The sequence below is a fragment of the Streptomyces spinosisporus genome (assembly GCF_022698145.1).
In the GTDB taxonomy this organism is placed as follows: Bacteria; Actinomycetota; Actinomycetes; order Streptomycetales; family Streptomycetaceae; genus Streptomyces; species Streptomyces spinosisporus.
Genome location: NZ_JALDAX010000004.1, coordinates 279,961 through 304,560, shown reverse-complemented (window position 1 = coordinate 304,560; position 24,600 = coordinate 279,961). Strand labels below are relative to the sequence as shown.

The 24,600-nt window shown below is 69.5% G+C and carries 27 protein-coding genes; 18 read left to right on the top strand and 9 right to left on the bottom strand.

The genetic code is table 11. The features are described from left to right. Positions 1–154 precede the first annotated feature (154 nt). The 6 genes from MQN93_RS12910 to tatA all read left to right on the top strand — a co-directional run bounded on the left by MQN93_RS12910 (position 155) and on the right by tatA (position 7,356). Complete coding sequence (locus MQN93_RS12910) at positions 155–517, top strand: ArsR/SmtB family transcription factor (RefSeq protein ID WP_242709590.1); 363 nt, start codon at positions 155–157, stop codon at positions 515–517. After that, positions 510–3,170 (top strand): magnesium-translocating P-type ATPase, encoded by a 2,661-nt coding sequence (mgtA, locus tag MQN93_RS12905; protein ID WP_242709589.1) that lies wholly within the window; start codon positions 510–512, stop codon positions 3,168–3,170. The genes MQN93_RS12910 and mgtA overlap by 8 nt, the downstream gene beginning before the upstream one ends. A 100-nt stretch (positions 3,171–3,270) precedes the next feature. After that, positions 3,271–3,945, top strand: a complete 675-nt coding sequence (locus tag MQN93_RS12900; RefSeq protein ID WP_242709588.1) for a transglycosylase SLT domain-containing protein — start codon at positions 3,271–3,273, stop codon at positions 3,943–3,945. 490 nt (positions 3,946–4,435) lie between these two features. After that, on the top strand, positions 4,436–6,142 hold the full coding sequence (locus tag MQN93_RS12895) for an LCP family protein (protein WP_242709587.1): 1,707 nt from the start codon (positions 4,436–4,438) through the stop codon (positions 6,140–6,142). Positions 6,143–6,389: 247 nt separating this feature from the next. Next, the gene (locus MQN93_RS12890; RefSeq protein WP_242709586.1) at positions 6,390–6,800 is read left to right on the top strand and encodes an STAS domain-containing protein; all 411 of its coding nucleotides are present in this window, start codon (positions 6,390–6,392) and stop codon (positions 6,798–6,800) included. A gap of 277 nt (positions 6,801–7,077) precedes the next feature. Further along, positions 7,078–7,356, top strand: a complete 279-nt coding sequence (gene tatA / locus MQN93_RS12885; protein ID WP_242709585.1) for a Sec-independent protein translocase subunit TatA — start codon at positions 7,078–7,080, stop codon at positions 7,354–7,356. Positions 7,357–7,376: 20 nt separating this feature from the next. On the opposite strand, the gene MQN93_RS12880 is transcribed toward tatA, so the two are convergent. Beyond that, positions 7,377–7,607: a hypothetical protein gene (locus MQN93_RS12880; protein WP_242709584.1), complete on the bottom strand. Its 231-nt coding sequence runs from the start codon at positions 7,605–7,607 to the stop codon at positions 7,377–7,379. Between the two features lie 66 nt (positions 7,608–7,673). Beyond that, positions 7,674–8,123, bottom strand: coding sequence for a sec-independent translocase (locus tag MQN93_RS12875; protein WP_242709583.1), 450 nt, complete (start codon positions 8,121–8,123; stop codon positions 7,674–7,676). Between the two features lie 153 nt (positions 8,124–8,276). Here MQN93_RS12875 and MQN93_RS12870 point away from each other — a divergent pair, with 153 nt between their 5' ends. Together MQN93_RS12870 and MQN93_RS12865 are read left to right on the top strand one after the other, a co-directional pair. After that, the gene (locus MQN93_RS12870) at positions 8,277–8,852 is read left to right on the top strand and encodes a TerD family protein (protein WP_242709582.1); all 576 of its coding nucleotides are present in this window, start codon (positions 8,277–8,279) and stop codon (positions 8,850–8,852) included. A 418-nt stretch (positions 8,853–9,270) separates the two neighbouring features. Then, entirely contained in the window at positions 9,271–10,248 is a 978-nt protein-coding gene (locus MQN93_RS12865) for an acyltransferase family protein (RefSeq protein WP_372504346.1), read from the top strand. Between the two features lie 25 nt (positions 10,249–10,273). On the opposite strand, the gene MQN93_RS12860 is transcribed toward MQN93_RS12865, so the two are convergent. Further along, complete coding sequence (locus MQN93_RS12860; protein ID WP_242709581.1) at positions 10,274–10,813, bottom strand: hypothetical protein; 540 nt, start codon at positions 10,811–10,813, stop codon at positions 10,274–10,276. A 238-nt stretch (positions 10,814–11,051) separates the two neighbouring features. Here MQN93_RS12860 and MQN93_RS12855 point away from each other — a divergent pair, with 238 nt between their 5' ends. Together MQN93_RS12855 and MQN93_RS12850 are read left to right on the top strand one after the other, a co-directional pair. After that, the gene (locus tag MQN93_RS12855) at positions 11,052–12,416 is read left to right on the top strand and encodes a hemolysin family protein (RefSeq protein WP_242709580.1); all 1,365 of its coding nucleotides are present in this window, start codon (positions 11,052–11,054) and stop codon (positions 12,414–12,416) included. Beyond that, positions 12,413–13,432 carry a hemolysin family protein gene (locus MQN93_RS12850; RefSeq protein WP_242709579.1) on the top strand — a complete coding sequence of 340 codons (1,020 nt, stop codon included), beginning with the start codon at positions 12,413–12,415 and terminating at the stop codon, positions 13,430–13,432. The genes MQN93_RS12855 and MQN93_RS12850 overlap by 4 nt, the downstream gene beginning before the upstream one ends. 127 nt (positions 13,433–13,559) lie before the next feature. Here MQN93_RS12850 and MQN93_RS12845 read toward each other — a convergent pair whose 3' ends face one another. Further along, a complete protein-coding gene (locus tag MQN93_RS12845; protein WP_242709578.1) occupies positions 13,560–13,730 on the bottom strand; it encodes a twin-arginine translocase TatA/TatE family subunit in 171 nt (56 codons plus the stop codon). A 129-nt stretch (positions 13,731–13,859) separates the two neighbouring features. Here MQN93_RS12845 and MQN93_RS12840 point away from each other — a divergent pair, with 129 nt between their 5' ends. The 4 genes from MQN93_RS12840 to MQN93_RS12825 all read left to right on the top strand — a co-directional run bounded on the left by MQN93_RS12840 (position 13,860) and on the right by MQN93_RS12825 (position 16,928). Then, positions 13,860–14,792 carry an ion transporter gene (locus tag MQN93_RS12840; protein ID WP_242709577.1) on the top strand — a complete coding sequence of 311 codons (933 nt, stop codon included), beginning with the start codon at positions 13,860–13,862 and terminating at the stop codon, positions 14,790–14,792. Next, positions 14,789–14,983, top strand: a complete 195-nt coding sequence (locus MQN93_RS12835) for a hypothetical protein (RefSeq protein ID WP_242709576.1) — start codon at positions 14,789–14,791, stop codon at positions 14,981–14,983. Before MQN93_RS12840 ends, MQN93_RS12835 begins: the two co-directional genes overlap by 4 nt. Positions 14,984–15,064: 81 nt before the next feature. Beyond that, entirely contained in the window at positions 15,065–15,679 is a 615-nt protein-coding gene (locus MQN93_RS12830) for a TetR/AcrR family transcriptional regulator (RefSeq protein WP_242709575.1), read from the top strand. A 40-nt stretch (positions 15,680–15,719) separates the two neighbouring features. Further along, the gene (locus MQN93_RS12825) at positions 15,720–16,928 is read left to right on the top strand and encodes an acyltransferase family protein (protein ID WP_242709574.1); all 1,209 of its coding nucleotides are present in this window, start codon (positions 15,720–15,722) and stop codon (positions 16,926–16,928) included. Positions 16,929–16,973: 45 nt separating this feature from the next. Here MQN93_RS12825 and MQN93_RS12820 read toward each other — a convergent pair whose 3' ends face one another. The 3 genes from MQN93_RS12820 to MQN93_RS12810 all read right to left on the bottom strand — a co-directional run bounded on the left by MQN93_RS12820 (position 16,974) and on the right by MQN93_RS12810 (position 19,338). After that, positions 16,974–17,327, bottom strand: a complete 354-nt coding sequence (locus MQN93_RS12820; protein ID WP_242709573.1) for an ASCH domain-containing protein — start codon at positions 17,325–17,327, stop codon at positions 16,974–16,976. Then, positions 17,324–18,445: a hypothetical protein gene (locus MQN93_RS12815; protein WP_242709572.1), complete on the bottom strand. Its 1,122-nt coding sequence runs from the start codon at positions 18,443–18,445 to the stop codon at positions 17,324–17,326. Before MQN93_RS12815 ends, MQN93_RS12820 begins: the two co-directional genes overlap by 4 nt. A 476-nt stretch (positions 18,446–18,921) precedes the next feature. Continuing rightward, positions 18,922–19,338 carry a hypothetical protein gene (locus tag MQN93_RS12810; RefSeq protein WP_242709571.1) on the bottom strand — a complete coding sequence of 139 codons (417 nt, stop codon included), beginning with the start codon at positions 19,336–19,338 and terminating at the stop codon, positions 18,922–18,924. 119 nt (positions 19,339–19,457) lie between these two features. On the opposite strand from MQN93_RS12810, the gene MQN93_RS12805 reads away from it, so the two are divergent. From MQN93_RS12805 to MQN93_RS12790, 4 genes are read left to right on the top strand one after another with little or no spacing between them, the layout of a single operon-like run. Further along, complete coding sequence (locus MQN93_RS12805) at positions 19,458–20,501, top strand: helix-turn-helix domain-containing protein (protein ID WP_242709570.1); 1,044 nt, start codon at positions 19,458–19,460, stop codon at positions 20,499–20,501. Beyond that, positions 20,498–21,187 carry a YdcF family protein gene (locus tag MQN93_RS12800; RefSeq protein WP_242709569.1) on the top strand — a complete coding sequence of 230 codons (690 nt, stop codon included), beginning with the start codon at positions 20,498–20,500 and terminating at the stop codon, positions 21,185–21,187. Before MQN93_RS12805 ends, MQN93_RS12800 begins: the two co-directional genes overlap by 4 nt. Then, positions 21,129–21,923, top strand: coding sequence for a WbqC family protein (locus MQN93_RS12795; protein ID WP_308404297.1), 795 nt, complete (start codon positions 21,129–21,131; stop codon positions 21,921–21,923). Before MQN93_RS12800 ends, MQN93_RS12795 begins: the two co-directional genes overlap by 59 nt. Beyond that, positions 21,920–22,258, top strand: coding sequence for a hypothetical protein (locus tag MQN93_RS12790; RefSeq protein WP_242709568.1), 339 nt, complete (start codon positions 21,920–21,922; stop codon positions 22,256–22,258). Before MQN93_RS12795 ends, MQN93_RS12790 begins: the two co-directional genes overlap by 4 nt. Before the next feature lie 22 nt (positions 22,259–22,280). On the opposite strand, the gene MQN93_RS12785 is transcribed toward MQN93_RS12790, so the two are convergent. Both MQN93_RS12785 and MQN93_RS12780 read right to left on the bottom strand, forming a co-directional pair. Then, on the bottom strand, positions 22,281–23,993 hold the full coding sequence (locus MQN93_RS12785) for a relaxase/mobilization nuclease domain-containing protein (RefSeq protein WP_242709567.1): 1,713 nt from the start codon (positions 23,991–23,993) through the stop codon (positions 22,281–22,283). Beyond that, complete coding sequence (locus MQN93_RS12780) at positions 23,990–24,331, bottom strand: plasmid mobilization relaxosome protein MobC (RefSeq protein ID WP_242709566.1); 342 nt, start codon at positions 24,329–24,331, stop codon at positions 23,990–23,992. The genes MQN93_RS12785 and MQN93_RS12780 overlap by 4 nt, the downstream gene beginning before the upstream one ends. Positions 24,332–24,600: the final 269 nt, after the last annotated feature.

Below are 24,600 nucleotides of genomic sequence, written 5' to 3'. Positions count from 1 at the left end.
TGAACGAGGCGTTCGACGACGACGAACCGGAAGTCGTGGTGAACAACTACTACGAGGACTGAGAGGACTCATCGGTCAAGGGCCGTGCCCGCCGCCCCTACACTGGGTGGGCGCTTGTGCGGCGACTGTGATGACGGCGGGACGGGAGAAGGCTGTGGCGAAGATCGGCGGTGGCTTCGAGGACCCGTCCGCCGAGCTTCTGACGGAGGCGGCTGCCGCGTTCGGGCTGCTCGCGTCGCCCGCCCGGCTGCACATCATGTGGGCCCTGTCCCAGGGCGAGATCGACGTCACTCATCTCGCCGACCGCGTCGGCGGCGCGCTTCCCGCGGTAAGCCAGCACCTGGCGAAGCTGAAGCTCGCCGGGCTCGTCCGCTCCCGTCGTGAGGGCCGCCGCCAGGTCTACTACGTCGACGACCCCGACGTCGTGACCGTGGTGCGCGTGATGGTCGGACAGCTGACGGCCCGCCTGCAGCCGGCCGCCGCGACGGTACGCCGACTGCACGGGACCGGTGGCTGAGACCACCGCAGCCTCGGGGCAGGACGCCGAACTCCCTGCTCCCGGGGCCGTATCGGCAGTCTCGGCACTTGGGAGTGAGGGATCCTCTTCGGTCCCTGCCGCGCCGACCGTGCTGGAAGTGCTGCGCCGCCTCGACAGTGGTCCGCGGGGTCTGACGGAGGCGCAGGCCGAGGAGCGCCTGGCCAGGTGGGGTCAGAACACGCTTCCGGAACGGAGCGAAACCTCGTGGCTGCGGCTGTTCGTCCGCAGTCTGCGCGACCCGTTCACGGCGGTGCTGGGAAGCCTCGGGCTGGTGTCCGCGGCCGTCTTCGCCTGGGGCACCGCCTCGGTGATCCTCCTGCTGGTCGTGGTGAGCTGTGTGCTGCGGGCGACGGGCGAGTACCGGGCCAACGGGTCCACGGCGGCGCTGCGTGAGCTGGTCGCCACCACCGCAACCGTGCTGCGGCGAACCGATGACCACGACATGGACGTGGCGTCGGCGGCCCGCGAGATTCCGGTGTACGACCTGGTCCCCGGCGATGTGATCCGGCTCGGGCCGGGTGACCTGGTTCCGGCGGATGTACGACTGCTGCGGTCAAGCGGTCTGACAGTGCACCAGGCCGCGCTGACGGGAGAGTCGGCGCCCGTGGCGAAGCACGCGGACGACATCCCTTCCGAGCCTGACCGCGGGCCCTTCGGCCAGCCCCAGCTGTGCTTCCAGGGCAGCAGCGTCGCCTCCGGCAGCGCCACCGCAGTCGTCACCGCGACCGGCGCACACACCCGGTTCGCCGACGCGCACGGCCGTCCGTCCGGGCGGCAGGACGCGAGCGCCTTCGACCGGTCCGTGCACGGCATCTCGTGGATCCTGATCCGGTTCATGCTGCTCACCCCGCCGCTGGTGCTGATGGCGAACGCGGCGCTGCGCGACCGCGGCCTGGAGACGCTGCCGTTCGCGGTCGCGGTGGCGGTCGGGCTGACGCCGGAGATGCTGCCGGTCCTCGTCACCATGTGCCTGGCGCGCGGTGCAGCGCTGCTGGCCCGCTCCCACGGGGTGATCGTCAAACGCCTGCCCGCGCTGCACGACGTCGGGGCCGTGGATGTGCTGTGCCTGGACAAGACCGGCACGCTCACCCAGGACCGGCCGGTCCTCGACCGGGCCCTCGGACCGGACGGGCGGGACGACCCGGACGTCCTGCACTGGGCCGCCGTCAATGCCTGGTGGACCCTGCAACTCGCCGACCTGCCCACTCCCGACGCCCTCGACGAAACGATCCTGGACGCGGCCGGCGAGGACGAACTCATGGCGTACGAAGGGATGGCGGCCATCCCCTTCGACTCGGTGCGCAGGATCGCCACCGCCGTCATCCGCACTCCGGGCCGGTTCGGCCGGCATACCCTGGTCGTCAAGGGGGATGTGGAGGCCGTCCTCGGCTGCTGCACCCTCGCGGAAGAGGAGCGGGAGCGGCTGCGTGGCCTCGCCGCCCAGCAGGCGGACGGCGGCCTGCGTGTCCTGGCGGTCGCCACCGCCGAACGCCCGGCACGTGCCCGCGACTACACCCCCGCGGACGAACGCGACCTCGCTTTCCGCGGGCTGATCACCCTCAGGGATGCGCTCGCTCCCACCGCCGCCGACGCGCTGAAGGTCCTCACCGACCAGGGGGTCACGGTCAAGATCCTCACCGGCGACCATCCGGGAACCGCCGCCCGCGTCTGCCGCGACCTCGGCCTTCCCCTCGCCGCGGACGCCGTGCTCACCGCCGACCGGATCGGCGGCCTCGGCGACGCCGAACTCGCCTGTCTCGCCCGCCGTACGACGGTCTTCGCCCGCTGCGCGCCCGACGACAAGGCCCGGATCACTCACGCACTGCGGACCTCCGGGCACGCCGTCGGCTTTCTCGGCGACGGCGTCAACGACCTGCCCGCCCTGCGCACGGCGGACGTCGGTATCGCCCCTCGCGAAGCCGCCGACGTCGCCCGCGAGGGCGCGGATCTGGTGCTCGCCGAGAAGGACCTCACTGCCATCGCCCACGCCATCACCGCGGGCCGGCATGCGGGCGGCAACATCGCCACGTACCTGCGCATCACGTTGTCCTCGAATCTCGGCAACGTGATCGCGATGCTCTCCGCGGGCCTGCTCCTGCCGTTCCTGCCGATGCTGCCGGCACAGGTCCTGGTCCAGAACCTGTGCTTCGACGCCGCACAGCTGGCCTTCGCCCACGATCACCCGCACCCGTCGGTGCTGCGTCGGCCGACCGTGCTGCGTCCACGCGACCTTCTGCGATTCATCACCGGGTTCGGTGTTCTCAACGCCGTCGCCGACCTGGCGACGTTCGGTGTCCTGGCCCTCGCCCTGCACGGGCCGGGGACCGGGGACGACGAGGCGGTGTTCCATTCCGGCTGGTTCACCGAGAACCTGCTCACCCAGGCCCTGGTGATGCTGCTCATGCGCGCGGCACGGCGCGGTGCAGAGGGGCGCATGCCGGGTCCCGTCACCTGGGCCGCGGCGACGCTGGCCGCCGTCGGAGTGCTGCTGCCGCCCTCGCCACTCGGGCCCATGCTCGGCCTCACCGCGCTGCCGATCGTGTACTACCTGCTGCTCGCCGCCGTTCTCGTCCTCTACGCCGCCGGCCTCCTGGCGGCCAGGGCACGCTACGAGCGACGCCGGGCGGAATGACCGACGGGCGGGGCGGCTACGCGGCGCCGCCTCACGCGGGTCTTAGTCGGCCTGCGGTACAAGGATGCTTGCCGAGTGCGGGTGCGAGAGGGGGCCAGACATGTCCGAGTCCCGGGCACCGAAGCGGTGGCTCGCTGTGGCGGTCTTCGTCCTGGCGTTGTACGTCATCGTGCGCGCGGCCGACACCTCGCAGGGCGAAACGAAACATCCGGCAGGGGCAGCCTCCTCGACACGGTCGGCGTCAGGCGGCTCCGCCGCTCCCTCCGCTTCTGCGACGACCGCCTCGTCGTACGACCCCGCCGACTACGCCTCCCTGATCCGCACCCGTGCCAAACAGAGCGGCGTCAGCGCCCAGTTGCTGATGGCGATCCTCTACAACGAGGCGTACAAACCCCAAAGCCCGGCTTTCGAGCGGGCCTGGCAGAAGTACAAGCCGGACGCCGCCTTCGGTATCGCGAACATGCACCGTGCCACCTTCGACGGGGTCAAGAAGGGCCGGGACTTCGCTGACCGTCGCTGGGAGGAACTGCCCGACGACCGGGACCTCGCCATCGAGGCCGAAGCCTGGTACCTGCACGACCTCACGAAGCAACTGCCCGCAACCTGGCCCGCTTCCTACACGAAGAACGAGCTGCTGGCCCTTGGCTACAACGCCGGCGCGGGCAACATGCTCGCCTTCGCCCGTGGCGCGACCCCCGGCAGTCAGGCCCAGTCGTACCTGAACAAGTTGCACGCGAACTGGGCCAAGGCGGGAGGGGCCGTCGGCACACGCTGAATCCAATTGCCGCCTTGCGCAATAATTGAATTCGCCGGGGCGGCCCCGGTTTCGGGGGAGGGCGGGCAGCTATGCCGCGCGGGGACAGACAGCGAGTGCGTGATGCGAATCTGCGGCTGGGCGCCGCCGTGGCCGAAGTCGAAGGGCTCTACTCGGCGCTACTGAGGGCGGGTTCTTCGGAGCGCCGCAGGGGGCTGCAGGCAGAGCTGGCGCGTGCCGCCGGCCGTCTCGCCGTTTTGGCGGACAGGCCGCCCGAAGTTCCGTCTCCGCAGGCGCGATTACGGCGTTCGCGGCGGGGGCGGCGACGGGTGCTGGCCGAGCGCGGTGCCGCGTGGATCATCGCCCGGTACGGGCCGACGGGGCAGTGAGGTTGCGGGTTCCATGACATCCCTCACCTGTGAATTGCGGCGGGAACTGTGCTGTACATGTGATTCGTTTGTTAGATTGCGCAATCACGCAAGCGAGCCCGACCGTTTCATGGGAGTGGTGGATGAGCGACCCGTGGGACGGCCCGGTCGGGCAGGCGACGCGCAGCCGTAGCGCGCGGGTGCCCGGACAGCGCGCGACCGAGTCCGACGGCGCCCGCCCACCCGGTGGCCGGGCGGCGGTACGGGCGGCCTCGCGCGAACGCGGCGGCACGCGGTCGCGCCGCCGAGTCCGACCAGTGCGGCGCGGCAGGCGGATCCTGAAGATCGCCGCGATCTGTCTGTCCGTCCTGATCCTGGCCACCGCCGGTGCCGGCTGGTGGTTCTACGAGCACCTGAACGGCAACATCAACAGCATCTCGCTCGACGGCAAAGGCGGCACCGAGAAGGCCGACGCCTTCGGCCGCACCCCGATTAACATCCTGGTCATGGGCTCGGACGGCCGTACCAGCAAGGCCGACTGCAAGCTCGGCGGCGGCTGTTCGAAGACCGGCGTGCAGACCGGCAACGGCAACGCGGACGTCCAGATGGTGGTGCACATCGCCGCCGACCGGTCCAACGCCACCGTGATGAGCATCCCCCGCGACACCATCACCGACGTCCCGGCCTGCAAGGACGGCGAGAACGGCACGTCTACGGCTGGCTACCACGGCCAGATCAACAGCGCGCTGCAGTACGGCCCGGCCTGCCAGGTGGCCACGATCCACCAGCTCACCGGCATCCCCATCGACCACTTCGTCAAGCTCGACTTCTCGGGTGTGGTCAAGATGTCGGACGCGGTCGGCGGTGTCTCGGTGTGCGTCAGCGACAACGTCTACGACACCTACTCGCACCTGAAGCTGTCCAAGGGCACCCACACCCTCAAGGGCGAGGCGGCGCTGGAGTTCGTCCGCTCGCGGCACGGCTTCGGCGACGGCAGCGACCTCGGCCGTACCGTCTCCCAGCACATCTTCCTCAGCTCGATGATCCGCAAGTTCAAGAGCGCAGGCACCCTGACCGACCCCACCGCCGTCTACGACCTCGCCGACGCGGCCACCAAGGCCCTGACCGTCGACGACGGCCTGGGCAGCGTCAAAAAGCTCATCGGCCTCGCCACCGACCTGGACAAGGTCCCCACCAAGCGGATCACCTTCACCACCATGCAGACCGCCCCCGACCCGACCGACGACAACCGCGTGGTGGTGGGCGCGGGCGCCAAGTCCCTCTTCGCCACCATCGCCGGCGACCAGTCGCTGACCACCGGTTCCGGCAAGAAGTCCGCGGCGGCCTCCGCGACCGCGACCGCCTCGGCGGTGCCCGCGTCGCAGATCGCCGTGACGGTCGAGAACGGCACCGACATCACCGGCCGCGCCTCCGCCGTCGCCACCGCCCTGACCGAACAGGGCTTCAGCTCCGCCACGACCACGGCCAACGCCCCGAGTCCGGCGACCACGACCACCCTGACCTACGGCACGGACCAGAAGGCCGAGGCGCAGACCGCGGCCGAGGCGCTGGGGCTGTCCTCCGCACACCTTGAGCAGGGCACCGGCACCGGCCTGACTCTGGTGATCGGCAGCGACTGGCCGAGCGGCACCACCTACCCGGGCACCTCGTCCTCACCGGCACCCGCCGACGCGAAGGCCGCCGTCTCCAACGCCCACGCCTCCACCGCCGACGAGTCCAAGTCCTGCGCGAAGGTGAGCTCTTACAAGACCGTCAGCCTCAACGGCGTCGCCATGACCCCGGCACAGGCGTACGCGGCGGCGAGCAGCAAGCCCGATTCCGACGCGTGAAGCGAGTCGTTCTCTGCGTGATCGGGGCCAGGTGAACAGCGCTCCGAAGCGAGCGGGCAGCGTGGGCAATCGGGCGGGTCTCCGGCCGACACATTATGAGTCGCGCAACGATGGAATGATGAGGGGGACGCCGAGCCCCTGCGCGATCCCGCCATCGTGCAACGTCTCTTCGGCCCGCGACGTCACGTAGCGAGCGCCAGGTCGGGAGGGAGGCGTCAACTCCACCGACGCTGGTAGGGAGACTCCAATGACGGATTCCTCGCCCCCCGGTTCGCCGCCGGCAGCGGATGGAATTCGGAAGGTCTGCGGCCGGGTGCTGCGTTCGTTGCGGCGCACGGTTCGTACCTCCGGTGACGCGGACCGCGTCGTCGTGCGGATCAGTGGAGAGATCACGGCGGCGAACGCAGAGCTAGTCGGTGAGAAATTACGGAAAGCCGTCGCCTCGGATCCGCAGGTATTGGAGATCGATCTCCGACGGGTCTCTCGTCTCGACAGCGGCGGCGGCAGGGCCTTCCTCATGGCGCTGCACGCAGTGCGTCTGCGCCGCACCCGGTTGATCGTTACGCACGTCGGCACTCAGGCCCGCGGCACTCTCGAGCTGTTGGGAATTGCCCGCAGCTTGGGCCTTGAGGACGGCGGCACAGCCGACCGCTGGTGAACCGGTGCGGTCGACAAGCTGTCGGTACCGGGCGTCGTGTGCCCCGTCACGGACAGGCGCGCGCCCCTCCGTGCAGCCACCCCGGGCTGCTGCCCGGTGGACTGCGGGAATCAGCCGAGGGGATCGGCGCCCGGTGCGAGTGCGCCGCAGGTGACTCGTCCGGAGGGGGCGACCGGCCCGACCCCAGGGTTGTACAGTTGCGCAAGGTAGCAATCATGGCAGAGGGTGCGGCCTGCCCGGCGCGCACTGCTTTTCGGCGTAGAGAAGGGTGGGCGGGATGCTCCGCAACGGACTGGAACCCTGGCACCTGCTGATCGTCGCGATCGTCATCATCGTGCTGTTCGGTTCGAAGAAGCTGCCGGAGGCCGCCCGTGGGCTGGGCAAGTCGATGCGCATCCTCAAGAGCGAGGCCAAGGCCATGAAGGACGACGGCGCCCCGACGGCTGCCGCCTCGTCCGACGGGACGCCCGAGCCGTCGGCCGCGAAGGTCATCCAGTCCGCGCCCGGGGATGCGACCTCGGCCCGCACGGTCTCCGAGGACACCGCCGCCCGCTGACGTCCCGCGGGGTGCGACGGTCAGGGGCTCGCGATGTCGAAGCCGTAGAGCAGTGGCTCGCTCTTCACGCCGGCGTCACGCCGGTAGATGTACAGCGCCTCCGCGCGCACCCCGTCCGGCCGGCCTTCCACCTCGCAGAGGTAGGTCACCTGGATCACCCACGGCCGGTCCGTGACCCGCATGCGCAACCCGTCCGCGGGTCCTCCGCTGAGAACAGCCGCTTCCTGCCCCGTCACTGGCCTCGTCTCCACGGCAACAGTTTAAGTATTGCGCAACTGTTAAATCGAATCGCGAGGCGCGTGAGGAGTCCCGGCTGCTCAGGTGGCGTCTTTGTCGAATACCGGAGGCGCCGCCGCCTCGGCGTGTTCGGGCTTTGTCAGGGTTACGGGGCGCGTCGCGGAGCCCTGTGATGAGCTGATCTCCGCCGCCTCGCGCACGGCATCGGCGGCTTCCGTCAGTTCCTTCCTGGGGTCCAGTGCACCGCGGATCTCGTCGAGCCCGAGTCCGGACCCGAGCCCCAGTTCCTCGCCGTCCAGGACATGTTTGCGTACGAAGGTCTTCGGGTGCAGGTCCTCGAACTCGAAGTCCTTGAACTCCGGCCCCAGTTCGGAGCGGATCTCCTCTTTGGCGCTGTCGGAGAACGCCCGCACCTTGCGCAGGAACTCCGCCACGTTCTGGATGATCTCCGGCAGTTTGTCGGGGCCGAAGAGCAGCACTGCGAGGATGACCAGGGTGACGAGTTCGAGTGGGCCTACGTCGGAGAACATCTGCCATCCCTCGCCTTGTTGGTGCCGGCTCGCCCGGTGCGGAACCTGTGATGCCGATACTTTAGTTGTTGCGCAAGCATGGGAACCATGGCGGTAGGTTCTGCGTTGAAACCCACTGACCGTAAAGACAACCCGCAACCGGGAGGAAGAGCCGTGGGAGTTTCCCTGGGCAAGGGCGGCAACGTGTCGCTGAACAAGGAGGCACCGGGGCTGACCGCGGTCCTTGTAGGTCTCGGATGGGACGTACGCACCACCACCGGCGCGGACTACGACCTCGACGCCTCCGCGCTGCTGCTCAACGCATCCGGCAAGGTCGTCTCCGACCAGCATTTCGTCTTCTACAACAACCTGCGCAGCCCGGACGGTTCGGTGGAGCACACCGGCGACAACCTCACCGGCGAGGGCGAGGGGGACGACGAGAGCATCAAGGTGAACCTCGCCGCTGTACCCGCCGATATCGACAAGATCGTCTTCCCGGTGTCCATCCATGACGCGGACGCCCGCGGCCAGAGCTTCGGCCAGGTGCGCAACGCATTCATCCGGGTGGTGAACCAGGCGAACAGCCAGGAGATCGCCCGCTACGACCTGTCCGAGGACGCCTCCACCGAGACCGCGATGGTCTTCGGCGAGCTGTACCGGCACGGCGGCGAGTGGAAGTTCCGCGCGGTTGGCCAGGGTTATGCCTCCGGGCTGGCCGGTATCGCCTCCGACTTCGGCGTCAACGTCTGACGGCACGCCCCCAACACCCGTCGCCCGCCTGGGAGACCTGTCGCCCCGCGTGCGGGCGGCGGGCTTCCACAGCACGTCGAGGCAGAGCCGAGGTCTGCCTTCCGTGACGCCTGCAACCCCGCCGACGATGCGGGCTTACGCGACTGGCGGGCGATGACTACGGTGCCTGGGGTCCTTCGCATCCCCCCACACGCGGAAGCCCGGCAAGACCCTGCTTGCTCTGCCCGGGTTTCCTGAGGAAGGAACCGTGCACGAAACGCTGCACTAAAACCGCCCAGCACATCCGCCACAGCCGGCCACCGGCTCCGCCAGCGCCGACGAGACCGCCGCCCCACCGGCTGCTCGTCGGGCGAGACCCGCCAAGCAACGCGACGCCTTTTTCGACAACGCCAAGTATCTGGCGATCGTGCTGGTGGCGATGGGCCACGCATGGGAGCCGCTGCGCGAGGGCAGCCGCACCGTCACCGCGCTCTACATGTTCGTCTACGCCTTACACATGCCGGCATTCATCGTCATCTCCGGCTACATGTCCCGCAGTTTCGACGCGAGCCCGCAGCGGATCAAGCGACTGGTCACCGGCGTGGCCGTCCCGTACGTCGTCTTCGAGACGGCGTACACCTTCTACACCCGGTGGACGGACCAGGTCCCGGACCGCCCGATCAGCCTGCTGGACCCGCTGTACCTGACGTGGTTCCTGGCGGCGCTGTTCATCTGGCGGCTGACCACCCCCATCTGGAAGGGCGTGCGTTGGCCGCTGCCGCTCGCAATCGCCGTCGCGATGCTGGCGACCCTCTCCCCGTCCATAGGCACCGACCTCGACCTGCAGCGCGTCCTGCAGTTCCTGCCCTACTTCGTGCTCGGTCTGTGCCTGCGGCCGGAGCACTTCCGGCTGATACGCCGCTGGAAGGTGAGGATCCTGGCCGTGCCGGTGTTCGTCTGCGCACTCGCCATGGCGTACTGGGCGGTCCCGCGGATGAACTACGCCTGGCTCTTCCACGACGACAGCGCCGAGGCCCTCGGCGCACCCGACTGGTCCGGGCCCGTCATGACCCTGGCCCTCTTCGGCTGCTCGACGGTCCTGGCCGTCTGCTTCCTGGCCTGGGTGCCCGGGCGCCGGATGTGGTTCACCGCGCTGGGCGCGGGCACGCTCTACGGCTACCTGCTGCACGGCTTCGTCGCGCAGGGCTCCAAGTTCTGGGGCTGGTACGACCTCGCGTGGATCCACGGACCGCTCGGCGAGATCACGGTCACGCTCGTCGCCGCCGTGATCGTGACCGTGCTGTGCACCCCACCAGTCCGCCGGGCCTTCAGGTGCGCCATGGAGCCGAAGGTGGCGTGGGCCTTCAGACGGGAAGTGGCCGAGGCGGCGCGCGACCCCGTCGCTGCACGCACGTGAGGGGCGGGCGAAGGTGCGTGGAAGGTCACGTCGTCTGGGTGTGCCCCTCGGTTCCTGGGCCGGTCGGCGCGTGCCTGGCCAGGCACGCCGTACCCCAAAGGACGGCAGCCGCGCCCAAACCCACGGCCATCCGGGCGGCGTTCGCCGGACCTCCGGCGGCGCTGACGGCGCAGCCCGCCGCGCCGACGCTGATCATCAAGGCCCCGGTCAGATGAAACCGTGGCTGTTGGAAGAGTGCGGCCAGCGGCAGGAAGTGGAGGCCGACGACGACGGCCACCAGACCGGGAATCAGCTCGGGCACACGGCCCGCCAGCGCGGCTGCGACGACCAGGCCGATGCCCAGCCACTGCAGTGCGTTGATCCGGCCGAAGCGGCGGCGCATGTCGCCGGGAAGCGGTGTTCGAGCCGCCGTACGTACGTCGCGTCCGCTACGCCATACGCCTGCCGCGACCGCGCATCCGGCCACAGCAGCCACCGGCCACAGCCCTCCGCCGAGCGCGCTCGCACCCGCCAGCCACCACACCAGGCCGAAAACAGTGAGGAATGCCAGCCCCGTCCGATCCACCCGTCCCCCGTCCCGACGCCGACACCGCCACGGGCTCGAGTAGCCCCGGGCTATTCATGAATGGAAGATGGGCCCGGAGGCGTCGGGAACGCGTAAGTGTCCAGAATCGTTTCTCTGATCCCAGAGCTACCAGAGGAGTACCAGCTTTGTCCGCCAGATCGACGGACCCCTCGGGGCACAGTCCCCGACCATCCCGCCACAGCAGACATGATCGCGGCACACGGCGGGGTGGTGTTCGATGAGTGCCGCGAGCGCAGTCCTGGGCCTGCTGGCCGTGTTCGTGCTGACCGCGGGCACCGGCTATTTCGTCGCCCAGGAGTTCGCCTACGTCTCCGCCGACCGCCTTGCGCTGGCCCGTGAGGCGGAGGGCGGTGACCGCAGGGCCGCGCGTGCGCTGAAGGTGCTGGAGCGGTTGTCGTTCATGCTGTCCGGTGCCCAGCTGGGCATCACGGTGACCGGTCTGGTCGTCGGTTTCATCGCCGAGCCGTCCGTGTCGGCGCTGCTGAAGCCCGCGCTGTCGGGCGTCGGCATTCCGGATGCGGCGGTCACCGGCATCTCCGTGGTGCTCGCGTTCGTGGGCGCCACGGTGGTGCAGATGGTGCTGGGCGAGCTCGCCCCGAAGAACCTCGCGATCGCCGTGCCGGAGCGGCTGGCCAAGGCGCTGGCCGGCTCCACGCTGGCGTATCTGAAGGTCGTCGGCCCGGTGGTGCACATCTTCGACGGCGCGGCGAACACGCTGCTGCGCAAGGTCGGCATCGAACCCGTCGAGGAACTGCACCACGGCGCCACCCTGGAAGAACTGAGCACGCTCATCGGCGAGTCCCATGAGCAGGGTGAGCTGCCCAAGGACACGGCCGCGCTGCTGGACCATGCGCTGGAGTTCTCCGAGCGCACCCTGGACGAGGTGATGGTGCCGCGCGCGGACGCCGTCTTCGTCCGCAAGGACGCTTCCGCCGCCGAAGCGGTCGACCTGATCGGCAAGCACGGTCACTCCAACTACCCCGTGCTCGGCGACCACCCGGACGACGTCACCGGCGTGCTGGGCGTGCGCGAGCTGATGCGTTTGCCCGCCGCCCAGCTCACCGCTGCTACCGCGTGCGCGCTCGCCCGGCGCCCGCTGCTGCTGCCCGACACCCTGCCGCTGCCGGAGGCGGTCGAGCAGATGCGGGAGCGGGACGACGAGTTCGCGGTCGTTCTGGACGAGCACGGTGGGGTCGCCGGCATCGTCACCTACGAGGACATCGCCGAGGAGCTGGTGGGCGACATCGCCGACGAGTCGGACACGGTCACCGAACTGGCCGTCGCGGACGAGGACGGCGGCTGGCTGGTCGACGCCGGGCGCCGCCTCGACGAGGTCGCCGAGGCCACGGGAATCGAGCTGCCCGAGGAGGACGACTACGACACGGTGGCCGGCCTGATCGTGGACCGGCTCGGCCGCTTCCCCGCCATCGGCGACCGTCTCACCGTCGAACTGTCCGACGGCGGACGAGCCACCATGGACGTACTTGCCCTCGACCGCCACGTGCCCGAACGGGTCCGTCTGGAGAAATCACCCGAGCTGGAAGCCGCCTCTGAAGCCGCACGTGAGGAGGAGCAGGCATGAGTTTCCCGATGGCGCTCTTCGTCACCGTGCTGCTGCTGGTCGGCAGTGGCTTCTTCGTGGCCGCCGAGTTCGCCCTGGTCGCCGCCAAGCGGCACCGTATGGAGAAGGCGGCGGCCGACGGGCAGCGCGGCGCGAGGGCGGCCCTGGCCGGCATGCGCGAGCTGTCCCTGATGCTGGCCGGCGCCCAACTGGGCATCACCATCTGCACCCTGGGCCTGGGCTCGGTGTCCAAGCCTGCGATCTCCCACGAACTCGACCCGTTGCTGCACGACTTGGGCCTGCCCAGCGCGCTCAGCTACGGCATCGCGTTCGCCGTCGCGATGATCGTCGTGGTGTTCCTGCACATGGTGGTCGGCGAGATGGCCCCCAAGTCCTGGGCCATCGCCCACCCGGAGCGCTCGGCGATGCTGCTCTCGCCGCCCTTCCGGGCGGTGGTGAAGGCCGTACGCCCGCTGCTCTCGCTGCTCAACGCCATCAGCAACGCACTCGTACGGCTGTGCCGGGTCACTCCACGCGACGAGCTGGCCTCGGTTCACAACCGCGAGCAGCTCACCCACCTCGTCGAGGAGTCGGAGCGGCTGGGCCTGATCAGCGAGACCGACTCGGAGCTGCTCACCCGCTCGCTGACCGAGCCCGAGACGCCGGTGCGTGACCTGCAGGTCCCCGCGGAGCAGATCACCTCGGTCGACGGCGCCGCCGGCCTCGACGAGGTCCTGCGCGTGGCGGCCGACAACGACCGTACCCGCCTGCTGGTCCGCGACGGTGAGACAGTGCTCGGCTCGGTGCACGCCCGCGACGCCATGGTCGCCCGTGCCCGCGGCCGCGCCATAGGTGCCCGCGAACTGGCACGCCCGGTACCGGAGTTGAACGAGGACACCACGGTCGCCGACGCGATCGACGTCCTCCGTGGGCGTCGCGCCTCGCTCGCCGTCGTACGCGACGCCACCGGTCGGCTGACCGGCATGGTGACCTTGGACGACCTGCTGTCCCGCTTCATGCAACCCCAGGCGGCGTAGCGGCAACAACGCAGTCGAGCGCCCTGGCCTGTTCGGGGCGCTCGTCGGGTGCGTGCCGGTCCGATCACGAGCTTCGGTGCGGTCGGCAGTGCGCATCCACGAGCATGGAATGCGCACCCCAGTTCTTTCAGGAGCGGGGCGCCCCGCCCGACGAGTCCTGCGCCTTGAGCGCCTTGGCCTCGCTCTTGAAGATCCGGGTGGCCTTGCCCGCCGACCGCGTCAGCTCGGGCAGCTTCTTGACCCCCAGGACGACCACGACCACCAACAGGATCAAGGCCAGCTCACTCAAGCCGAACATCAGGTCCGCCCTTCGTTTGCAATCTACAGTGCTGTAGAAGTCTCTCCTGGAGATTGATCGCCCAACAAGCCGTTCTTCCAGCCGGGTTGGCCGGAAGGTGTCACAGCGACAAGGAGCCGAGACAGCAGCATGCTGGAGCAGTACGACCAGGCGGATGCCGGCGATGCGCGGTCCGCCCGTATGCAACTGGCCCACCGGTGCAGTGACATCACGGACGCCCGATGGTTCGCCCTCACGGTCTTCGCCGTGATTCTGCTCAACGCGGCATTGCTGGGCGTAGAGACGTACTCCGGGCTGGTCGAGGAATGGCACGTCTGGTTACGGCTCGCCGAACACGGCTGCCTGGCGGTGTTCACCGTCGAGATCCTTCTGCGCCTGGGCGCACACGCCGACCGCCCTTCGGGCTTCTTCAAGGATCCTTGGAACCTCTTTGATCTGGCCGTGGTCCTGTGCGCTTTCCTGCCGGTGGTCCGCGAGAACACCACGGTGCTACGGCTGTTGCGCCTCGCCCGTGTGCTGCGCACGGCCCGCTTCCTGCCGCAGCTGAGGATCGTGCTGGCCGCTGTTGCCCGCAGCCTGCCCGGCACGCTGAGCTTCCTGCTCGTGGGCGCCCTGCTGCTGTACGTGTACGCGATGGTGGGCTGGGTCTTCTTCGGCCAGCGAGATCCCGGGCACTACGGTTCCATCGGCCGAGCCGTCCTGACGCTCTTCCTCCTGATGACCCTCGACGGCATAGGCGACGCTGTCCACGCGGGCCTGGAGATCTCCCGCTGGAGCCTCGTCTACTACGCCTCCTACGTCCTGCTGGCCTCCTTCGTCCTCGTCAACGTCCTCATCGGAGTGGTCATCACGTCCCTCGACGAGGCCCGGGAGATGGAAAAGGAGGAGGAAGCGCAGGACCCGGACCCGGCTCTCGAACCGGAGGGCCGCCGCCTGCTGCTCGCCCGCATCGGAGCAGCCCGCCAGGCCCTGGACGAACTCGAACGCGACCTCGTCCGCACAACGCAGCCGCCCGCCGGCCCCGCGGACAATCCCGAGGCGCCGATATCGTTCCGATCATGAGTGCTTCACCTGGCACGGCCGACGAGACCCGTAACAAGCCCGCCTTCGTCAGTGCGTGCGCAGCTGTCGCCAACGTGGTCTACGCGAGCGGTTCCATCATGGGCGGCTGGCTCACGGTGACATACTCGACCGCGATCCTGAGCCTGCTGATCATGGGCTTGATCGCGGGCCTGGCAGTCCTGTTCCGTTAATCGGGGCAATGGGGCGCGGCGAGCGGCCGGCCACGCTGTGCGCGGCCGAGTGACCGACGACGCCGCAGTTACGCTGCGGGCATGAGGGCAGTGGCGAAGAGCGATCTGACGGGGCGGGCCAGGTTGCGTGAGGCGGCGCTGGAGTTGTTCGCCGAGCGCGGTTTCGAGGCGACCTCCACCCGGGCGGTGGCGGCCGCGGCGGGACTCTCGCCGGCGCTGGTCACCCGGCACTTCGGTTCCAAGGAGGGGCTGCGCGCGGCGGTGGACGAACACGTTCTGGATCGCATCACGGAACAGCTGCGCGAACTCGATGCGGACAAGGGGCTGATGGCCTCGCTGGGCGAGATCTCCGCCCGGGTGTTCGGTTCGGACCCGGTGCTGCGCGGCTACCTGCGGCACGTGCTCCTTGAGGACAGCGAGGCGAGCGCCGAACTGTTCGGACGCCTGCTGTCCGGTGCCCGCGCGGAAGTGGAACGGCTGTCTGCGTCGTACGGGAACGAGGGCCCGGACGAGCAGTGGGCTCCCTTCCAGATGCTGTGCCTGATTCTCGGCCCGCTGCTGCTGGAGCGTGTGATGCAACCTCAACTCGACCAGCCGATGTTCGCGCCCGCTGTGCTGGCCCGCCGCAGCACAGCCAACCAGCAGCTCCTGCTGCGGGGGTACTACGGTCACCTGGAGGGCGCGGACGGAGGCTAGCCCCAGTGCGGGGTGTGCATGTGTTTACAAGAATGAACACATGGATACTTCCTCGCTGTCCTCCCCGCCGCGGGCACCCGGCCGCACCGCGCACCGTCTCGCCTGGTTGGACAACCTCCGCATCGCCCTGACCGTCCTGGTCGTGCTGCACCACGCCGCGCAGCCGTACGGACCCGCCGACTGGTGGTACGTCCAGGGCCAGCCGCGGACCGGTGCCCTGGCCACGCTGTCGGCGGTCGACGGGACGTTCTTCATGAGCCTGTTCTTCTTCGCCTCCGCGGTCTTCGTGCCAGGTTCCTACGACAGGCGCGGCGCCTGGCCGTTCGTGAAGGGCCGGTTGATCCGGCTGGGCATCCCGGTCGTGGCCGGGGCGCTGACCATCGTTCCGGGCCTGCTGTACGCGTATTACGTCCACTACCGCGGCTACCCGCCGATCTCCTTTCCCCGCTACTTCACCGACGTCTACCTCGGGCTGGGGGACAAGCCCGCGGACTGGACCGGCCCGTCCTGGCCGGACCTGCAGTTCGCCCACCTGTGGTTCATCCAGAACCTGCTCGCCTACAGCGTCCTGTACGTCGCCTGCCGCCAGGCAGGCCGTCTCCTGCGGCGCCGCAACGGTGCCCGAATCCGCCGCGTGCGGCCGGCGCCCGGGCACCGCGCGCTGCTGTGGCTGACCGTGGGAATCGCAGCCGCCACCTTCCTCGTACGGCTGCGTTACCCCCTGGACAAGTGGGTCCCCTTCCTCGACTTCCTCCAGATCGAGCCCGCCCGACTCCCGCAGTACGCCGCCTTCTTCACCCTCGGCATACTCGCCCACCGTCACGACTGGTTGCAGCGCTTCGACGCCCGCACCGGATGGACCTGGCTCAGCGGCGGTCTCGCCGGTGTGGCACTGCTGTTCGCGATCGGCGCGGATGCCGACTGCTTCGGCTCGGGCGGCTTCAACGGCCCCGCCGCACTGTGGGCGGCGTACGACAGCGCGCTGTGCGTGTCCCTGTGCGTCGGGCTGCTCACGCTCTTCCGGGAGGCGGTGACCCGAACGAGCCGCCTGTCCACCGAGCTGGCGGCGGATTCGTACGGCGTGTACATCGTCCACCTGCCCCTGGTGGTGATCGCGCAGTACTACCTGGCCGACCGAGGCTTGTCCGCGGTCGGCGCGTGGGCGGTGGTCAGCGTGCTCGTGGTGCCGGCAGCCTTCCTGCTGGCGGCCGGACTGCGCCGTCTACTGGGTTTCCGACGGGTGTTGTGACCTCTCTGCCCACTGGGGTTTGCCACACGCTCCCCGTGTGTGGGGTCAGGAGCAGAGCTCCATATGGATGGCCAGGGCGCCGAGGGCTTCCTTCTCGGGTGGGTAGATGGCCCGGATGTTGGCGAGCTGCTCGTCGAGGGTCGCGGTGGGGTTGACGTTGGACGGTCCCTCGCCGTCGAGCAGGGCCTCGAAGTCGGTGTACTCGGTGACCCGCTTGACCCTGACCTCGCAGGTCTCGTCCGTGCCTTTGACCCGGAAGCGGATGGTGTCGCCGGCGGCGAGGTCGGCGAGGTGCGGGTACTTGACCCGCACCTCGATGGTCTTGGTGCCCGCGGTGACGAGGTCGAAGTACCGGCGGTACAGGTTGAGTTCGCGGACGCGGGTGGAGTTGTCGTTCATGGGGCGGGGACGCTCCTGGGTGCCGGTGCGGTGATCAGGCGGCCGATCTCGGCCGCGGAGTACGAGCGGAAGAAGTGCCGGGGATCCGACAGCAGGGTCTTGGCTGCGGCCAGCAGTTGGTCGGCGTAGTCGGTGACGCTGCCGGGCCATTGTCGGACGTCGAGCATCCAGTCGGCGGCCCCCTCGGGCAAGGGGGTGTGGCCTTCGCGGATGAGGGACTTGGAGAGCTTCGCGCCGGTTTCGGTGACGACCTGCGGACAGAACAGGCGGGCGGGCAGCTGGGTCCGGGTGAGGCCGACGGCTTGAAGGGCCTCGTCGACGAGCAGGGAGCCGAAGACCCAGTCGCCGCCCTTGACCATGACGTGCAGGGTTCCGTCGGTCGGCGTTCTGGTGAGGGCGAGTTCCTTGACGAGGTTGCGGTAGAGGGTGGCCAGGTCGAGGTAGGCGCCGGTGGCGGGTGTGACGGTGGTGCGGTAGGGGCCATGGTGGAGGCAGACGGCGGCGACCTCAGCGGTTTCCCGGTTGGTGAGGTGGACGCGGGTGCGTTCGGCGTGTTTCTCGGCCCAGCCGCAGCCTGGGCGTGGGCAGGGGGTGCGGAGGTGTGGGGTGCCGGTCGAGGGGGCGAGCCACCAGCGGGCGGCGTCGATGCGGGGCAGGAGCCGCAACCAGGTGCGGCGGAAGCGTTCGCCGGCCTGCTGCTGGGTGTAGGTCTCGACGCGGTACGGGATGCCCAGGCGTCGGGACAGGGCCGTGAACAGGGGTTGGTACAGGGCAGAGACGAGGTCAGTCAGGGACTGGTCGCCGAGGGCCTGGGCGTAGGCGCGTTGGTAGCGGTGACCACTTGCGGGGTCGGTGGCGAGTTCGTACGGGGCGTTGTCGAGGGCGCTGAAGAGGACCTCGGTGGGGATGCCGAAGCGGTCGCGCAGGCGGGCGGCCATGGCGAAGGCGAGGGACTGCACGAGGGAGGTGCCGATGTGCGGGGCGCCGTTGATCTGGGTGCCGACGACCAGCACGATCCGCTCGGGTGGGGTGGACAGGATGCGTGGGGTCAGGACGTCTTCGGCGCGGTGGAGGGCGTTGGCCAGGACGGTGTTCGGTGAGACGAGATGGGTCGCCACGGATGTCCCCTTGCGTGGGGTCGGAAGGATGGGAGGCGCTGCCGGTTGTCTCGGGGCTAACTGCAGGCGTCGGAGCCCGCTGTCTCCTTGGCGGCGGTGACGTACGGGTGCTGGAGCGCGGCGCGGAGCGTGTCGGCGTCGGTGAGTGTGTCGTCGTCGGGCAGCTCGCACCAGCCGCCGAACCAGCTGTCGATCTGCTCCAGACCGGGCGCGATGAGCCAGGTGCCGGAGGCGAACCGGCAGGTCGTCCCAGCATCCGGCGGTGCCGGGGCGGACGGCGTAATAGAGGCGCCCGTTGGGGCCGTCGTAGAGCACCGGCCCGACCATCGCGCCGATTGCCCGCAGATAGGCCAGAGCCAGGAGGCCGGTCTCGGCCGGGGTTCGCACGAGGTCCCAGCCGTCGCCGACCTTCAGCATGCGCAGGCCGGACACGTCGTTGACCATGGGTGCGCTGCGCAGCGCGTCACGGACGGACATCACGTGTCTCCTTGCGGCTGGAGGCCGAGGCTCGTGCCGAGAGGAGGTGCGGAAGCCGCCGTCGGCCTGAAGGATCGGACCACGATCAGGCGGGCGCCCGTCGTTGTTATCTGCCGCCTGCGTTCGGTGCCGATGCCTTTGGGACCGAGGTGACTGAGGGTGGGGATCAGGGCGCCATAGGTGTCGGGAAGTCCGAGAGCGTCGACCAGCCCGACGAAGGCGGGGGAGCGGATGGCCACGGTCGGCTCGCGGTCGGTGAAGACGCCACACAGCGTCAGTTCGTGCTGTCGGCAGTACTCGGTCAGGCAGTCGACGAGCGCCGCGTGGCGGGCCAGCCCCCCGGTGACGTGGCGCAGGTAGCCGAAGACATGCGGGCCGGTCACCGGGCGTCGTTCCGTGATGAGTTCGTCGTCCATGTCCACAGCGTCGGGCTGCGCCAACGGCCTCGAAATGACCTGCTGTTGTACTTCCGTTGCACTTCCCGCCCCTCGTGGTCACGGAGGGTGCTTCCATACATGACGGAGGGAGGTCAGCAATGGTCAGCGTGCAGCAGTGGACGGGCCGGGAGGCGAGCGCCCTGCGCGCCGCGCTGCGCATGAGCACCCGCGCCTTCGCCGAGCACCTGGGGGTCGCCCTGCGCACGGTGGCCAAGTGGGAAAGCCTCGGTGCCGAGACCCAGCCCCGTCCCGACACCCAGGCCATCCTGGACACCGCGCTCGCCCGTGCCGACTCCGCCGCGCATGCTCGGTTCGAGGCGGTGTTGTTCCCTGACCGTAAGAGCGGGCGACCGGCGGACTACGAGACCTGGACCGAGGACATCGAGCGCGCCGTGGTCTGCGTCAGTCGCCAGGATTTCTCCTTCGCCTCGACGCTGTTGAACCGTCGGCTGGTCGGCCACGACCCGCACCGCCTGGACGACAAGGGCCTGTATCTGTACGGGCGTTCGCTTGTCCTACTCGGCGATGTCCAACGGGATCAGGGGGCGATCCTCGGCCCGCTCTCCGCCCGCCAGTCGTACCTGACCGCGCGCGGCATGTTCTCCGAACTGGACATCCCGCGCCGGGTGGCGCAGATCGAGCTGTCCCTCGCCGTCGTCCAAGAGATGTCCGGCCAGCTCGAAGCCTCCGCTCACAGCTACGAACTACTCGCTACCGACGAGCGGTTGAGCCCTCGGGATCGCGCCCGTGCCCGCCTTTGGGTGGGCACGGCGCTCAGCAAGGAGGGCAACAACACGTACGCCACCGAAGTCATGGCCGCCGCCACCCGCGAGTTCGAGACGCTGGGCGAGCCGGAGGACTGGTCGGTCGCGCACCAGAAGCTGGCCCTGGCTCACCGGGGTGCCGGCCACCTGGACCAGGCTCTGCACTACATCGACATCGCACGCACCACCGGCACGGTCGACTCCCCCATGCAGCGAGTGCGGTTGGACACCGCGTACGGGCACATCCTTCTGTCGGATGCGGCGACCCGGAATGATGGGCTGTCCGTCCTCGACCAGGCGGCACAGGTGGCCCGCCAGTACGGGCTGAGCCACCAGCTGCGCAGCATCGAGGGCATCCGAAAGGGCCAGCAAGGATGAACCAGGGAGTGCCAGTGCCGCAGCACCAGCAGCGCCAGATCACCGACGAGCAGTTCCACGACGCGACGTTGATCTGGAACTACCACCAGATGGGCCACGAGCGGCGGCCCTGCTCCGCGGCGATCGGTCTGGGCAGCCACGATCTGGGCGTCGCTACAGCAGCGGCTGACCTCTACAGTGCCGGCCTTTTCCCGGTCGTGGTGTTCAGCGGCGGCAACAGCCCCACCACCCGCGCCCGCTTCCCACGAGGCGAGGCCGTTCACTACCGCGAGCATGCGCTGAGCCTGGGTGTCCCGGACAAGGCGATCCTCGTGGAACCGAAGGCCGCGAACACCGGCCAGAACATCACGTTCTCAAGGGAGTTGCTGTCCGAGGCCGGCATCGCGGTCGAGTCGCTGCTGCTGATCTCCAAGCCGTACATGGAGCGTCGCTCCTATGCCACCTGCCGCAAGCTGTGGCCCGAGGCGGACGTCGTCTGTGCATCGGAGCCGCTGGAGTTGGACGACTACATCAAGTCGATCGGCGACGAGAAGCTCGTCGTCGACATGCTCGTCGGGGATCTGCAGCGGGTGATCGAGTACCCGAAGCTCGGCTTCGCCGTCGAGCAGGACGTACCGGGGGATGTGCATGACGCTTACGAGCGCCTCTTGGGCGCAGGCTTCGACAGCCGCCTCATCAGTAGTTGATCCGCCCAGCGCCGATGCGTCGGGTGGGCTGTGCGCGATCCACCAACCGAACCTGTTCCCCCGGCTGTCCACCCTGGCCAAGCTGTTCTCCGCCGACCAGTGGATCGTCCTGGACGACGTGCAGTTCGCGCGGCGCGACTACCAGCACCGTGCCCGTCTCGCCGCCTTGGACGATCCCGCCCGGCAGCAGTGGCTCACGCTCCCGACGCACCTTCCCCACGGGCGCCCGACGCTGATAAGCCAGGCGCGGCTCGTTGATCCGCGTCGCTCACGCCGGACGATCCGGCTGCTTGTCCGCCAGTACTACGGCCGCAGCCCTTACTGGGGTGCTGTGTCCGAGGTCGTGGACGCGCTCGACGACTCGGACCGTGTGGCCGACCTTGCGAGGGCATCGACGGTCGCCCTGCTCAGGGTTGTCGGTTGGGCGGGGAAGGTGCGGGACAGCAGTGAGATCCCGACCCGGCAAGGCCGCTCCGAACGCCTCGTCGACCTTGCGGCCGCCACCGGCAGTACCCACTATCTGTGCGGCACTGGTGGTCTGCGTTACCTCGACGCCAGCCCCTTCGACGCCCACGGCATTCCCGTGCTGCCCTTCCACACTCCTGTGGATGACCCACTCTGGCGGTGGGCTCGCCGATCCAGCAGCCTGTGGGCCCTGGGCAAGATCGGGCCCGATGCACTGGCGGAACACCTGGCCGCCCAGCGAGAAGCTCACGATCCGGGAGCCCACGTGTGACCGAGCCGACCACCGAGGCACGGGCCCGCACTCAGGAACGCTGGCACCAACTGATCTACGGCAGCATCGCCGGGACTGCGCCGCCGGCCACGCTGGATGACATTCGTACGACCACGATCCTCCTCGGAAACGGGATCACCCCAGCTGCCCGAGGAGCGGGAGGAACCACCCGGCGTGTCATAGGCGTCATCGACCGAGATGCCGCACGCCTTGGCGTCGGTGCTCTGCTCCGGGACATGTACGGCTACTGGTCGCTCGTCGGTGCGCTGCGCGCACCGTGGCCAGAAATCGCCCGTGCCATCGAGGAAGAGATGCGCCTCCAGGCTGCCTGCTGACCTTCCCGGCATATGCACCGCATTACCGCGTCTTGCGGGGCCGGTCGTCTCGGCTCGGGGCGGGCGAGACGGAACGCCCGCCGCCCCTGGCCGCGGTGGGAGTGTGGTCGGGCATCTGGGTGGCGTCGGCGGGCAGGTCGGCCATGCGGCGCAGCCGCCACACCAGCACGTCACTGATCGAGTCGGCGGTGCCCAGCTCCCGCCGTCCGGCGGCCTCCGTCAGCAGCGCGGCCGGGTCGTGGCCGGCCCTTGCGGTATCGGCGAGGGTGGCCGCCAGGGCGGGCCAGCCCGGCTCGGCCAGGATCTGCTCGGCCAGCTCCGGCACGGCCGCCCGAAGGCAGGTGGCCTGCTGTTGGCGCAGGGACTGGGGCAGGCGTCGGCCCCGCTGGTACAGCACTCCCAGCGGGAGGTCGGCGGCGGCCCGGTAGGCGGCGCGCAGGTGTTCTGCGGCCTGGTGGGCGGCGGCTGCCTGCTGGGCGTGGTCCTTCTTCGCGTGCCAGTGGGCGGCGGCGGTCACGAGGAAGAACAGCATGTCGATGGCCATCGCGGTGGTGGCGCCGTCTTCTCCGCGTCCGAGCGCGGGTCCGCTGTGGATGAGGTCGCGGGCGGCCTGGCGCAGGGCCTGGTCGTGTCCGCGCTCGGCTTTGATGTGGGAGCGGGTGGCCCGCTCGAACGCGAAGGCGGCCTCGCGCAGTTCGGCGCGGGTGTGGGCGGCGGAGGTCTTGGCGAGTGCGTCCAGGACCTCCCCAGTCGCCGCGATGTGCGCGGCCACCTGGGCGTCCTCACCGTCGTCGAGGACCAGCACCGTCTGCCACACGGCCGTGGCCGTCCGGCGCCGCGCTGTCGCGGGGCCGCTCGGGGCTTCGGCGGAGGGGGTGTCCGTGCCCTGACTCGGAGGGCCGTCGGAGAAGCGTTTGCGGATGCGGGGCAGGGACAGGTCGGGGGCGAGGGTGGAGCCTGCGTAGAACACCGGCTCCTGCTTGCCGTTGCGGTTGTCCGGGAGGGCGACCTTGTAGCCGAGCAGGTCGCCGGAGGGTGCGACGCGCTTGTGGATCAGCAGGCCGGCGGCAGCCAGCCGGTCGAAGAACTCCTCCTCGCTCATGGCTCCCGCCACTGCCCGCCGTACGGTCTCCCGTAGCTCCTCGCGTGCCGCCTGCTCCCTGCCTTCTCGCTTCGCCTTGTGGCGTTCGGCGCTGGTGGGAGGCTTGGCGGCGGTGCCGTCCCCGGATGCGACGCGGCGCAGGTCGTAGTCGACTTCGATGCGGCGGCATTCGGCCTGGGCGCGGCGGGCCTCGTTGTGCAGGCGAGGGCGGCGGCCGTCGTCGCGGACCAGGGTGGCGATGATGTGGATGTGATCGTCGGCGTGCCGGACGGCTGCCCACCGGCAGGCTTGCTCGTCGCCGTCGGGGGCGATGCCGGTGGCGGCGACCATGCGGCGGGCGATGGCCGTCCAGTCCTCGTCGGACAGGACCGGGTCCTCCGGGGCGGCCCGCACGGACAGGTGCCATACGTGCTTCTCGGGGCGCTTGCCGGCGGGCAGGACGTTGACGGGCTGGTCGAGCAGGCGCTGGAGCTGTTCGTGGGTGGCCTTCGGGTCGCGGCCGGGGTCGGGGGTGAGCGGGTCGAAGGCGGCCACCAGGTGCGGGTCGATGTGCTCCTCTGCAGTGCCGGGGCCGTAGAGGTAGTTGATGAGCCCGATCGTCTCGCTGCCGCGGTCGTGGATGCTGGGGATCACTCAGCGGCACCGCCGTCGCGGTGGGCGAGCAGGGCATCGGCGGCGTCCTCCATGCGGCGGGCGGCGCTGCGCACGGCCTTGGCACCGGTGTCCAGATGGGGTGCGTCGGCGCCGGAGTTGAGGGCCTTGGCGATCTGGTTGAACAGGCCGTGGATGCGGCCGAGGTGTCGGCGGGCGGCGAACAGCTCGTCGATGACCTGGCGTTCGGTGGCGATCTCGGCGGCGGTGCGGGTCAGGTCGCGGGCGGCCTTGTCGACGGCGTAGGCGAGGAAGGCGGCGTTGGACATCTGGCAGTGGGCGGCTGCTTCGGTGAATCGCTGGAACTCGGCGTCGTTCATGCGGCAGCTGGGCTGGTGCAGACGCTTGCGTGACGTCGGCTGACGGGTGCGCTGACGTCGCTTCGAGACGGACTCGGCCAGTCTTTCCCCTCCCTGCTGCGGTCCGCCCTCGGTCGCAGCCTGAGGCTCCGGTGCCCCCTGGCGTCGGGCTGTTCCCGCCACCCCTGGGGCGGGAATCCCGGGAGCATTGCTCCCGGTACAACTTGCTGCGCGGTTGTCTGGGGCGACGGTGGTCTCCTGCTGATTGGTGTGTTCGTGGTCTCGGTCGT

What these genes read in the sequence shown, in the direction of transcription:
- MQN93_RS12845 (WP_242709578.1), bottom strand. Translation starts at nt 13,730, where the DNA reads ATGTTCGGCTTGAGTGAGCTGGCCTTGATCCTGTTGGTGGTCGTGGTC.
- MQN93_RS12780 (WP_242709566.1), bottom strand. Translation starts at nt 24,331, where the DNA reads ATGAACGACGCCGAGTTCCAGCGATTCACCGAAGCAGCCGCCCACTGC.
- MQN93_RS12830 (WP_242709575.1), top strand. Translation starts at nt 15,065, where the DNA reads ATGAGGGCAGTGGCGAAGAGCGATCTGACGGGGCGGGCCAGGTTGCGT.
- MQN93_RS12865 (WP_372504346.1), top strand. Translation starts at nt 9,271, where the DNA reads ATGGGCCACGCATGGGAGCCGCTGCGCGAGGGCAGCCGCACCGTCACC.
- MQN93_RS12900 (WP_242709588.1), top strand. Translation starts at nt 3,271, where the DNA reads ATGTCCGAGTCCCGGGCACCGAAGCGGTGGCTCGCTGTGGCGGTCTTC.
- MQN93_RS12800 (WP_242709569.1), top strand. Translation starts at nt 20,498, where the DNA reads ATGAACCAGGGAGTGCCAGTGCCGCAGCACCAGCAGCGCCAGATCACC.
- MQN93_RS12795 (WP_308404297.1), top strand. Translation starts at nt 21,129, where the DNA reads ATGACGCTTACGAGCGCCTCTTGGGCGCAGGCTTCGACAGCCGCCTCA.
- MQN93_RS12895 (WP_242709587.1), top strand. Translation starts at nt 4,436, where the DNA reads ATGAGCGACCCGTGGGACGGCCCGGTCGGGCAGGCGACGCGCAGCCGT.
- MQN93_RS12855 (WP_242709580.1), top strand. Translation starts at nt 11,052, where the DNA reads ATGAGTGCCGCGAGCGCAGTCCTGGGCCTGCTGGCCGTGTTCGTGCTG.
- MQN93_RS12840 (WP_242709577.1), top strand. Translation starts at nt 13,860, where the DNA reads ATGCTGGAGCAGTACGACCAGGCGGATGCCGGCGATGCGCGGTCCGCC.
- MQN93_RS12875 (WP_242709583.1), bottom strand. Translation starts at nt 8,123, where the DNA reads ATGTTCTCCGACGTAGGCCCACTCGAACTCGTCACCCTGGTCATCCTC.
- MQN93_RS12850 (WP_242709579.1), top strand. Translation starts at nt 12,413, where the DNA reads ATGAGTTTCCCGATGGCGCTCTTCGTCACCGTGCTGCTGCTGGTCGGC.
- MQN93_RS12835 (WP_242709576.1), top strand. Translation starts at nt 14,789, where the DNA reads ATGAGTGCTTCACCTGGCACGGCCGACGAGACCCGTAACAAGCCCGCC.
- tatA (WP_242709585.1), top strand. Translation starts at nt 7,078, where the DNA reads ATGCTCCGCAACGGACTGGAACCCTGGCACCTGCTGATCGTCGCGATC.
- MQN93_RS12805 (WP_242709570.1), top strand. Translation starts at nt 19,458, where the DNA reads ATGGTCAGCGTGCAGCAGTGGACGGGCCGGGAGGCGAGCGCCCTGCGC.
- MQN93_RS12890 (WP_242709586.1), top strand. Translation starts at nt 6,390, where the DNA reads ATGACGGATTCCTCGCCCCCCGGTTCGCCGCCGGCAGCGGATGGAATT.
- MQN93_RS12825 (WP_242709574.1), top strand. Translation starts at nt 15,720, where the DNA reads ATGGATACTTCCTCGCTGTCCTCCCCGCCGCGGGCACCCGGCCGCACC.
- MQN93_RS12810 (WP_242709571.1), bottom strand. Translation starts at nt 19,338, where the DNA reads ATGGACGACGAACTCATCACGGAACGACGCCCGGTGACCGGCCCGCAT.
- MQN93_RS12820 (WP_242709573.1), bottom strand. Translation starts at nt 17,327, where the DNA reads ATGAACGACAACTCCACCCGCGTCCGCGAACTCAACCTGTACCGCCGG.